16 protein-coding genes are annotated in these 9,737 nt (G+C 71.7%); 6 read left to right on the plus strand and 10 right to left on the minus strand.

What is annotated here, in order from left to right; all coding sequences use genetic code 11:
* From AC0CYZ_RS08850 to AC0CYZ_RS08870, 5 genes are all read left to right on the plus strand, one after another.
* Nucleotides 1-208, plus strand: a 208-nt coding sequence (locus AC0CYZ_RS08850) for an HNH endonuclease signature motif containing protein (protein ID WP_472214250.1), incomplete at its 5' end; no start/stop codon positions are given.
* Between the two features lie 42 nt (nt 209-250).
* Entirely contained in the window at nt 251-1,486 is a 1,236-nt protein-coding gene (locus AC0CYZ_RS08855) for a glycoside hydrolase family 1 protein (protein ID WP_472214364.1), read from the plus strand.
* Between the two features lie 90 nt (nt 1,487-1,576).
* The gene (locus AC0CYZ_RS08860) at nt 1,577-2,338 is read left to right on the plus strand and encodes an SDR family NAD(P)-dependent oxidoreductase (protein ID WP_472214366.1); all 762 of its coding nucleotides are present in this window, start codon (nt 1,577-1,579) and stop codon (nt 2,336-2,338) included.
* Nucleotides 2,339-2,372: 34 nt separating this feature from the next.
* Complete coding sequence (locus AC0CYZ_RS08865; RefSeq protein WP_472214368.1) at nt 2,373-2,819, plus strand: SRPBCC family protein; 447 nt, start codon at nt 2,373-2,375, stop codon at nt 2,817-2,819.
* On the plus strand, nt 2,816-3,520 hold the full coding sequence (locus tag AC0CYZ_RS08870; RefSeq protein WP_472214370.1) for an RraA family protein: 705 nt from the start codon (nt 2,816-2,818) through the stop codon (nt 3,518-3,520). Before AC0CYZ_RS08865 ends, AC0CYZ_RS08870 begins: the two co-directional genes overlap by 4 nt.
* Nucleotides 3,521-3,529: 9 nt before the next feature.
* Here the strand turns inward: AC0CYZ_RS08870 and AC0CYZ_RS08875 are convergent, their stop codons facing one another.
* From AC0CYZ_RS08875 to AC0CYZ_RS08900, 6 genes are read right to left on the minus strand one after another with little or no spacing between them, the layout of a single operon-like run.
* Nucleotides 3,530-3,859 carry a YrhK family protein gene (locus tag AC0CYZ_RS08875; protein WP_472214372.1) on the minus strand — a complete coding sequence of 110 codons (330 nt, stop codon included), beginning with the start codon at nt 3,857-3,859 and terminating at the stop codon, nt 3,530-3,532.
* A 42-nt stretch (nt 3,860-3,901) separates the two neighbouring features.
* A complete protein-coding gene (locus AC0CYZ_RS08880) occupies nt 3,902-4,192 on the minus strand; it encodes a gas vesicle protein K (protein ID WP_472214374.1) in 291 nt (96 codons plus the stop codon).
* A complete protein-coding gene (locus AC0CYZ_RS08885) occupies nt 4,179-4,436 on the minus strand; it encodes a gas vesicle protein (RefSeq protein ID WP_472214376.1) in 258 nt (85 codons plus the stop codon). The genes AC0CYZ_RS08880 and AC0CYZ_RS08885 overlap by 14 nt, the downstream gene beginning before the upstream one ends.
* A complete protein-coding gene (locus AC0CYZ_RS08890) occupies nt 4,433-5,200 on the minus strand; it encodes a GvpL/GvpF family gas vesicle protein (protein WP_472214378.1) in 768 nt (255 codons plus the stop codon). The genes AC0CYZ_RS08885 and AC0CYZ_RS08890 overlap by 4 nt, the downstream gene beginning before the upstream one ends.
* Nucleotides 5,197-5,814 (minus strand): gas vesicle protein, encoded by a 618-nt coding sequence (locus AC0CYZ_RS08895; protein WP_472214380.1) that lies wholly within the window; start codon nt 5,812-5,814, stop codon nt 5,197-5,199. Before AC0CYZ_RS08895 ends, AC0CYZ_RS08890 begins: the two co-directional genes overlap by 4 nt.
* A 42-nt stretch (nt 5,815-5,856) precedes the next feature.
* Nucleotides 5,857-6,228: a gas vesicle protein GvpO gene (locus AC0CYZ_RS08900; RefSeq protein ID WP_472214382.1), complete on the minus strand. Its 372-nt coding sequence runs from the start codon at nt 6,226-6,228 to the stop codon at nt 5,857-5,859.
* A gap of 411 nt (nt 6,229-6,639) precedes the next feature.
* Here AC0CYZ_RS08900 and AC0CYZ_RS08905 point away from each other — a divergent pair, with 411 nt between their 5' ends.
* Nucleotides 6,640-6,924, plus strand: a complete 285-nt coding sequence (locus tag AC0CYZ_RS08905; RefSeq protein WP_472214384.1) for a hypothetical protein — start codon at nt 6,640-6,642, stop codon at nt 6,922-6,924.
* Between the two features lie 239 nt (nt 6,925-7,163).
* Here AC0CYZ_RS08905 and AC0CYZ_RS08910 read toward each other — a convergent pair whose 3' ends face one another.
* The 4 genes from AC0CYZ_RS08910 to AC0CYZ_RS08925 form a co-directional block, all read right to left on the minus strand.
* The gene (locus tag AC0CYZ_RS08910; protein ID WP_472214386.1) at nt 7,164-7,412 is read right to left on the minus strand and encodes a gas vesicle protein GvpG; all 249 of its coding nucleotides are present in this window, start codon (nt 7,410-7,412) and stop codon (nt 7,164-7,166) included.
* Between the two features lie 2 nt (nt 7,413-7,414).
* Nucleotides 7,415-8,227, minus strand: a complete 813-nt coding sequence (locus AC0CYZ_RS08915) for a GvpL/GvpF family gas vesicle protein (protein WP_472214388.1) — start codon at nt 8,225-8,227, stop codon at nt 7,415-7,417.
* A complete protein-coding gene (gene gvpJ, locus AC0CYZ_RS08920; protein ID WP_472214390.1) occupies nt 8,224-8,604 on the minus strand; it encodes a gas vesicle protein GvpJ in 381 nt (126 codons plus the stop codon). Before gvpJ ends, AC0CYZ_RS08915 begins: the two co-directional genes overlap by 4 nt.
* A gap of 67 nt (nt 8,605-8,671) precedes the next feature.
* The coding region (locus AC0CYZ_RS08925) for an SRPBCC family protein (RefSeq protein WP_472214392.1) at nt 8,672-9,737 on the minus strand (1,066 nt) is incomplete at its 5' end.

Genomic DNA, 9,737 nt, shown 5'->3' on the forward strand with positions numbered 1-9,737 from the left:
CCACCACATCATCCACTGGGCCGACGGCGGCCAGACCTGCCTGTCCAACTGCGTGCTGCTCTGTAGCTATCACCACCAGCTGATCCACCACACCGGCTGGGACGTCCACATGATCGACGGACTGCCCTTCTTCACCCCACCAGCCTGGCTCGACCCCCTCCGAAGACCACGCCACAACCGACCCTGGCACGACCACCACGCCGCCTGACCCAGCTGGCATCAGCGCGCGCGCCGACGGCAGGATCGCCCCATGCCGAGCTTCCCGAGCACCTTCCTGTGGGGAAGTAGCACAGCAGCGCACCAGGTCGAGGGCGGCAACCACAACAACGACTGGTGGGAGTGGGAGCACGACCCGGCCTCCCCGACCGTCGAGTCCTCGGGCGACGCGATCGACCACCTGCGCCGCTACGACGAGGACTTCGCGCTGCTCGCGTCGCTGGGGCAGAACGCGCACCGGCTCTCGCTCGAGTGGTCGCGCATCGAGCCCGCTCCGGGCGAGTTCTCCCGCGTGGCGCTCGACCACTACGCGCGGGTGCTGGACAGCCTCGCGGGGCACGGGCTGACGGGGTTCGTGACGCTGTACCACTTCACGCTGCCGCGGTGGTTCGCGGCGCGGGGCGGGTGGCTCGCCGACGACGCACTCGAACTGTTCGGCCGCTTCGTCGAGCGGGTGGCCGCCGAGCTCGGGGACCGGATGCCGTACGCCTGCACGGTCAACGAGCCGCAGATCGTCGCGCTCGGGAGCTACCTCAACGGCGAGTTCCCGCCCGGGCACCAGGACGTGGGCGAGGCCATCTCCGTCAACGCGACGCTCGCGCAGGCCCATCGCACAGCCGTCGCGGCCCTGCGCGCCGGGCGCGGCACGCCGAGCATCGGGACGTGCCTGCACCTGCCCCACGTCGAGGCGCTCCGTCCGGGCGACGAGGCCGACGAGGGCGCCGCCGCCATGGCGCGGGCCGTCATGGTCGACCACCACCTCGACGACCTGCGGGCCGGCGGCGACGTCGGCGACTGGGTCGGGCTGCAGTACTACACGCGGACCCGCATCGACGCCTCCGGCGGCGGCCTCGACACCGCGCCCCCACCCGAGGGCGTCGAGACCACGCTCATGGGCTGGGAGGTGCACCCGGCCGGGTTCGGCACGATGCTGCGCCGGATCGCCGAGCCCGGGCTGCCCGTCGTCGTCACCGAGAACGGGATCGCCACCGCCGACGACGCGCAGCGCGTGCGCTACCTGGAGAGCCACCTCGCCGAGGTCGAGCAGGTGCTCGCGGAGGGCGTGGACGTCCGCGGCTACCTCTACTGGTCCTCGTTCGACAACTTCGAATGGGCCCGGGGCTACGCCCCGACCTTCGGGCTCGTCGGGGTGGACCGGGCCGACGGGTTCCGCCGCATCCCGCGCCGGAGCGCGCACCTGTTCGGCGAGGTCGCCCGCCGCGGGGACCTCACGCCGCTGCGCGAGGCGACGGGGCCGCACCCGTCCTGATCCGCCGCCTGGGCCACGCGAGGTCGGCGTTCCCTCCCGCGCACGCACCGGGTAGCACCGGACATGAGCGATAACCGACCACTGGCCCTGGTGACGGGCGCGTCCCACGGGATCGGCGCGGAGCTGGCCCGGGTGTTCGCCGAGCACGGACACGATCTGATCGTCACCGCCGAGGACGCCGCGATCGGCGAGGTCGCGGAGCGGATGCGCCGGCACGGGGGCTCGGCGCAGGCGGTGCAGACGGACCTCTCCGACCCGAAGGGCGTCGAGGAGCTCGACCAGGCGATCGCCGCGACCGGCCGCCCGCTGGCCGCCGCGGCGCTCAACGCGGGCGTCGGCAGCGGCGGCTCGTTCGTCGGGTCGAAGCTCGCCGATGAGCTGCGCCTGATCGACCTCAACGTCCGCTCGACGGTCGACCTCGCCCACCGGGTGCTCGGCCCGATGGTGGCGCGGGGTCACGGCCGCGTCCTGGTCACGTCCTCGATCGCCTCGACCATGCCCGGCTCCTACCAGGCCGTCTACAACGCCTCGAAGTCGTTCGTGCAGTCCTTCACCGAGGCCGTCAACGACGAGCTCCGCGGCACCGGGGTCTCGATGACCTCGCTGATGCCGGGCCCCACCGCCACCGACTTCTTCCGCCGCGCGGGGAGCCTCTCCGAGAGCATCATGGGCCGCATGCCGAAGGACGACCCGGCCAAGGTCGCCCGTCAGGGCTACGACGCCCTCATGGCCGGACGCACCGCCGTCGTCGGCGGATCGCCGATGGTGCAGGCTCAGGCCGCTGTCGCAGGGGTCCTGCCCGACCAGGTCAAGGCCTTCGCGCACCGGCTGATCGCCCGGCCACGCGGCTGAGCGACCGCGCAGCGAGGAGATCCAGGAGGTCGTCGTGGAACCCGAGGTCGGACGGGACGTGCGGACCGACGCGGAGTCGGTGTGGGAGGTACTGGCCGACGGCTGGGCCTATCCGCTCTGGGTCGTCGGCGCCACGCACATGCGCGACGTGGACGACGACTGGCCCGCCGTCGGATCGCAGCTGCACCACAGCGTCGGGATCTGGCCCTTCCAGCTCGACGACCACACCGAGGTCGTCGACGTGGACCCGGGCCGGCGGCTCGTGCTCCGGGCCCGGGCCTGGATCGCCGGCGGCGCCCACGTCCAGCTGACGATCGAGCCGCGCGGACCGGCCGACTGCCACGTCCGGCTGCGCGAGGTGGCCGCGGAGGGGATCGGCCGCTTCATCCCGGGCTGGGTGCAGGCCCCCGCCATCACGCCCCGCAACGTCGAGACCCTCAGCCGCCTCGCGGACGTGGCCGAGCACCGGCGCCGTTCGTGAGCACCTCGCACCCGCAGCAGTGGGCCATCGTCACCGACGACCACCGTCCCGACCCCGCGGTGGTCGCGGCCCTCGGCACGTTCCCGACCACGCAGCTCGCGGACTGCGGCGGCCCGGTCGCGATCGTCGGACCCGGGATCGCCCGACGGGCCGGCGGGCGCGAGTTCTGCGGGCCCGCGCTGACCGTGTGGACCAAGCCCGGCGACATCCTCTACGTGCTCAAGGCGCCCGACCTCGCCCGTGCCGGTGACGTGCTCGTCGTCGACAGCGGTGGGCGCACCGATGCCGCTGTCCTGGGCGACATCGTCTCCGGCGTGCTGGACCGGGCCGGCGTCGTCGGGACCGTCGTGGACGGCGCGATCCGCGACGTCGACGGTATCGACGAGGTGGGCACACCGACGTTCGCCCGTGACGTCCACCCCGCGACCGGCTCCAAGGACGGTCCGGGCGCGATCAACGTGACGGTGCAGATCGGCGGTGTGGTCGTGCGCCCCGGGGACGTGGTGCGCGGCGACGCCAGCGGCATCGTCGTCGTCCCGCGGGAGCACGTCGACGAGGTGGTGGCGCTGACACGCGCGGTCGACGACCGCGAGTCCGGCTGGCTGAAGGCCGTCCGCGAGGGCGGGTCGCTCGCCGCGGCGACCGGGATCGACGACGTCATCCGGGAGAAGCAGCGGGGCGGCGGCGTCGAACTGCCCTGAGCGGACCGCCTAGAAGTCGCGCGCGACCTCACCGGGCATCCCCTGGGTCACCTTGCGCAGCTGGACGCGGCGGACCAACCGGATCGCGGGTCGGATGCCGAGCTGCACGCTCCCGATGACGAAGAGCGTCACCCCGAGGTTGAACAGCTCCTCGAAGTAGAACGCCACGCTGCCGATCGTGAAGAACAGCGCGATGCCGATCTCGTTCGCGATGCTGATCAGCTCGAAGCGATGCCGCAGGACGATCTCCCGATCGCCGAGCGTCAACGTGACGTTGCCGCCACCGCCCTCCTGGGGTCCGTCGTCAGCACTGTCATCGGTGGTGCGGACCTCGCTCATGGCCCGAACTACCCGAACCGGGACAGCAGACACACGCGACGATCAGCGGTTGCGGGGCAGCAGCGGGCCGAGGGGGCCGAGGTCGAGGTTGAGGTCCTCGGCGGTGAGGCCGAACTGCTCGGTCAGCTCGTCCATCGCCTCCTGCAGGTGCATCAGCGCCATGCCGAGGTCCTCCTCCTGCTGCTCGGTCACGTCGCCGTTCTCCACCCGGCGGATGGCCTGGCGCTCCATGAGCTGACGCAGCAGTTCGACGATCGTGAGGACGAGCTTCATCAGGTCGCGTCGCACCGCGTCCTTGTCGATCTCGATCCGCGACGGGTCACCGGAGGCCATCCGGCTCCTCCCCCGGCAGCACCATCGGGGGGCGCTCGTGGTCGCCGGACTGGTCCGCGGGCGCGATCGAGGTGACGAGGGCCCGCAGGGACACCCGCACGAGGTCGACCCCCGCCAGCGAGATCGTGATGTCCCCGGTCAGCACGACGCCGCCCGCGAGCAGCCGGTCCAGCAGGTCCACCAGGGCCACCTCGCGGTCCCCGAACAGCGAGGTCGAGCGAGGGGCCAGCTCCGAGCCCGTCACGACGAGCCCTCCAGGCCGGCGAACGAGTAGGGCACCCACGGTCCGGTGAGCTCCACCCGCAGCCGCGGGTGGTCGGCCCAGGTCGCGACGACCCGGGCGAGCTCCTCGGCGGCGCCCGAGTCGACGAGGTAGGCCCCGTTGAGGACCATGCGTTCCGATCGTCCCGTCAGCGACTGCTCCTGAGGTCGATGACGCCGGGCGTCGACGGCGAGCGCCCGTGCTGACGCGTCGACCGCCTCGGCCTCCGCCTCGGCCCGCGCCACCGCCTGGTCACCCTCGCGCAGCGCCTTGCTGCGGGAGCGCAGGTACTCGGCGCCGCTGCGGGGCTTCGTGGCGGGCGCCTGCTCCTGGGTGGCGCCGACGCGGATCGAGACCTTGATGCCCCACTCGGCGCGGCCCGCCAGGCGGTCCAGCACCTCGGTGAGGGCCGCGGCCCCGACCGTGAGCAGCTCGCGGACGCGGTCGTCGTCGAAGTAGACGGTCGCCAACGAGAGCGGCGCCACGGTGCGACGGCTCCCGACGGCGTCGACCACGTGGTGGTGCGCACGGGCCGTCGCGGCGAGCCAGCCGAGGTCCTCGAGCTTGTCGTCGAGGGCGCGGGCCTCGAACTCGTCGCGGGGGACGTCGCTCACCACGGCCTGCAGCCCGCTCGCGACGACGAGGCGCGGGTCCCCCTCGCCGACACCGGCACCGGCCAGGTCGGCGAGGTCGCCGTCGACGAGGTCCCGACCGACCGCGTAGACGTAGCTCAGGGCGTCGCTCATCGCCGGGTCTCCCCGCGCCGGGTCTCCCCACGCCGCGTCTCTCCGCGCCGGGTCGGACGGCGCGTGGTGGTCGAGCGCCGGGTCCGGGCCGCCCGCGCGGGCTCGGCCGGCTCGGCGTCGTCGACCTCCTCGGCGTCGATCGGTTCGGCCTCGTCGGTGTCGTCGGCGTCGTCGGTCTCGTCGGCGTCGAGCTCCTCCGCGTCGTCGAGATCCTCGTCGGCCAGGTCGTCCTCGGCCAGCTCGGCCTCGTCCTCGTCCTCGTTACCGCCGGGGAGACCGCGCCGCTCCAGCGTCTCGATCCGCTCGCGCAGCCGGCGGTTCTCGTCCTCGAGCTCGCGGGCGCCCGAGGACAGGGTGGGATCGCGTTCCCACCAGTCGATCCCCATCTCCTTCGCTTTGTCGACCGACGCCACGACGAGCCGCAGTTTGATCGTCAACAGCTCGATGTCCAGCAGGTTGATCTGGATGTCGCCGGCGATGACGATGCCCTTGTCCAGGACACGTTCGAGGATGTCGGCGAGGTCTGTGCCGCTCGGCTGCTGCTGCTGTTGCGGCGAGGAGCCCTGTTGCCGCATCGGGGGCGTCGAGCCGTTCCAGCGGACCGGGTCACTCACGGGTCCCCTCCGTCCGTCGTGGATGGGCGTCCGCAGGGAGTATCACTCGTCGTCGCCGCGCCCGCGGTTGTAGCGCTTGAGTCGTCGGTAGCTGACGAGGTCGCCGTCGGCGTCCATCTCGACCTCGTAGCTTGCCAACAGGTCGGTCGAGTCGGGGATTCGCCGGCTCTCCACGACCTCGAGGCCGACCAGCCAGCCGTCCTCGGACTTCTTGACCGAGGTGACGCTCTCGCTCTCCTTGCTCGTCATCTCCATGACCTGCTCGGCGGCCATCCGTGCGATGACGCGGGCCGTCAGCTTCTTCGGTCGTGCCGGTTCGGGTTCCGGTTCGGGCTCGGGCTCGTCCTCGAACTCCGCCTCGTCCTCGTCCTCGAACTCGGCGTCCTCGTCCTCGTCCTCGAGGTCGTCGCTCACGGGCTCCGGCTCCGGCTCCGGCTCCGGAGCCGGCTTCCGACGACGACGCGGCCGCTCCTGATCCGACGCCGGTTCCGGCTCGGACTCGGGCTCGGGCGCCGACCTCCGACGACGTCGGGGACGCTCCTGATCCGACGCCGATCCCTGCTCGGGCTCGGGTTCGGGCGCCGACCTCCGACGACGTCGAGGCCGCTCCTGATCCGACGCCGCCGCCGACTCCTGCTCGGGCTGCGGCTCGGGCGCCGACTTCCGGCGACGGCGAGGCCGCTCCTGATCCGACGCCGGCTCCTGCTCGGACTCGGGCTCCGACCTCCGACGACGACGCGGCCGCTCCTGGTCGGACGTGTCCTCCGGCTCCGGCTCCGTACGCCGACGACGCCGAGGGCGCTCCTGGTCCGAGGTGTCCTCCGGTTGGGGTTCCGGCTCGTCGTCCTCGAGTTCCGCCTCGTCCTCGAACTCGGCGTCGTCCTCGTCCTCGAACTCGTCCTGGTCCTCGTCGCCGACCTCGTCCTCGTCCTCGAACTCGGCGTCGTCCACCTCGTCCTCGACGACGTCGTCGTCGTCCTCGAACTCGTCGTCGGCGGCGTCCTCGACCTCGACCTCGACGTCGTCGTCGTCGTCGGCGTCCTCGACCTCGAGGTCCTCGTCGTCGACCACGTCGTCCGCCGGCGCTTCCGCTTCCGTGTCCGGCCGTGAGCCGTTCGTCCGACGACGCTCGGCCCGCTCGCCGTCGTCCCGGGAACGACGACGGCGAGGCCGCTCCTGCTCCGTGACCGCCTCCTCGCGGGGGGCCTCCTCGGCCTCCGCAGCGCGGCGACGGCGGGGGCGCCCGCCGGAACCGCTCTCCGCCCCGTTGCCCCTGCCGTTGGACGAGGAGCCCCCGCGGGCGCGGCGCCGATCGGCGTCGGCCAGCGGGTCGCGGCGACCGGATCGGGTCACTCCGACCCTCCCCCGGCTTGCTCGCGTCCGGTGAGCCGCGCGAGGAGCACGTCCTGCTGCTCGTCACGCTCCTCGGCGGAGATCTCCCCGCGTTCGTGGGCCGCGTCGAGGTCGTCGATCTGGGCCCGGATCACCCCCGGGTCGTTCATCTGGTGATCGACCTGTTCCTCGATCTTCTCGGCCACCCAGACCACACCGCGGACCGGGGCGAGCGGGAGCAGGAGCAGCTCGCTGAAGAAGCCCACCTCTAGCCGCCCTCCTCGTCGGGCACTTCGTACTCGGGCAGGAAATCAAAGCACGCGGTCGGCCCGAACAGTCGCAGGTCGACCCGGCCGGCCCAGGCGTCGCCCAGGTCATCGACGGCCTGCTCGAAGTCGGTGCGGTGGTCGCGGTGGACGAGGAACGCCACGTGCACCGCGCCGTTCTCGCCGCCCACCTCCTTCACCACGGTGGCCCGCGCGTACCGCTCGAGGGCGTCCAGGACGGCGTCCGCGTCGTTGCTGCGCAGCGTGTCCATCGCCTGGGAGATGGCCTCCCCGAGCTTGATGCGGTCGTAGTACGACGCGTCCTCGTCGACCCCGCGGATCCGCTCACGGAGATCCTGGATCGCCGGGTTCTCCTCGACGATCCGGCCGAGCACCACGTCCTGCTCGTAGTCCCCGCGCAGCGAGAACTCCAGGTAGTCGGCGATCTCGTTCAGCGCGTTCTCGAAGTAGTCGTGGTGCGGCTCGAGCAGTTCCTCCCGGACGGCGTCGTCGTCGCTCACGACGCCGCCGAAGCGCATCGGCAGGATCGGCGTCTCGACCGCGATCGCGTTGAGCACCCGCTCGTGGGCGAGCAGGTCCTCCCGCTTGCCGAGGGGCCGGTTCGTGGCGACGTCGCTGACGACCGCCGCGATCTGCCCGGAGCTCACCAGGCCCAGCCCGGGCTCGGCGTCCTCCGACCCGTGGGGCACGGGGTCGAGACCGTCGGGGATGCGCTGCCCGGAACGCATGATCCCGTAGACGTACGAACCGATGTTGTCCGGCGGCGCGTCCTCCGCCTGCTCAGCAGCGCTCATCGTTCCTTCTTCTCGCTCTGCCGCTCGGAGCGGATCTCGTCCCACTTCTCCTTGCCGGCGTCGAGGACGCCCTTGGTCTTGCCCTTCGACCCGCCCTGCGAGGCGCCCTCGGTCATGCCGCCGACGACCTGCCCGAGGTCCTTGCCACCCTTCGCGTGCAGGTCGAGACGGTTCGTCGCCTCCGCGAACCGCAGATACGTGTCGACGCTGGCGACCACGATCCGTGCGTCGATGGTCAGGATCTCGATCCCGACCAGCGACACCTTCACGAAGGCGTCGATGACGAGGCCCTTGTCGAGGATCAGGTCGAGCACCTCGGCGAGCCCACCTTGCGGGGCCTTCTGGACCCCGCCGCCCTGCCGTTGACTGACGGTCACACAGCCTCCTCAGTGAAGCGGCCCCGGCACCGGACCCACGGTCGTGCCCCCGGTGCGGAGCGATGGCTCAGGCGTGCGCGCGCTCTGCTCGACGCGCCCGCCGCGGGGCCGGCCGTCCGTCCGAATCGTCCGGCTCCTCGACGGTCTCGTCCTCGTCCTCGACGTCGGCGGAATCCTCGACGTCGTCCACGTCCCCGTCCTCGTCCTCGAACGGCTCGTCGACGTCCTCGGCATCGAGGTCGTCCTCCGCGACGGGCTCGTCCATCTCGTCGTCGCCGGGCTCCTCGTCCTCGTCGAGGTCCTCGTCGAACTCGTCCTCGAACTCGCCGTCCTCGTCGCCGTAGACGTCCCCGACGTCGCCGTCCTCGCCCGCCTGCTCCTCCTCGAGGGCCTCCTCGTGGGTCCGGACGACCTCGCTGTCACGGATCTCTCCGCGCCACCCGACGATCTCGTCGCGGTTGATCAGCGAATCCATCATCACGTGACGGCAGAAGTGCTTGAACTCGAGACGCGCGCGGCGTCCGACGGCGCGCCAGATGTTGCCGGTCTTCTCGAAGAAGCCCTGCGGGTGGTACTCCATGATCAGGATGATGCGCGTGAGGTTCGGGGCGAGCTCACTGAACGTGACGATGCCGCTCGCGTGCCCCTTGGCGCCGGACGACGTCCAGAGGATGTGCGAGTCCGGGATCTGCTCGACGATCGTGGTCTCCCACGTGCGGTGCGACCAGAAGACCTGAGCCTTCCACGTCACCTTTTCGTCCGAGCTCTGGTCGACGTTCTCGACCTTCTTCATGAAACTCGGGAAATCGGCGAACTGCGTCCACTGGTCGTACGCCAGTCGCAGCGGAACGCCGACGTCCTGCACCTCGAAGATGTTCAGGAACTTGAATTTGCCGCGGGCGCTCTTGTTCCCGCCTCCGCCCCCGCTGCCGCCGCCCTCGCCGTCCTCGTCGTCGTCGTCGCCACCCATGCCGGGGACGATCGAGCCGAGCGCGCCGGTCACCTTGTCCTTGATCGCGGACGCACCGGAGGACAGGGCGCCCCCCAGTGCGCCACCGCCACCGCCTCCCCCGAGGGCGCTGGACAGTCCTTGGCCGCCGTTCTCCGCCACGTCCCCCAGGCGATCGGTGAGC

It is taken from the genome of Actinomycetospora sp. (assembly GCF_055612215.1).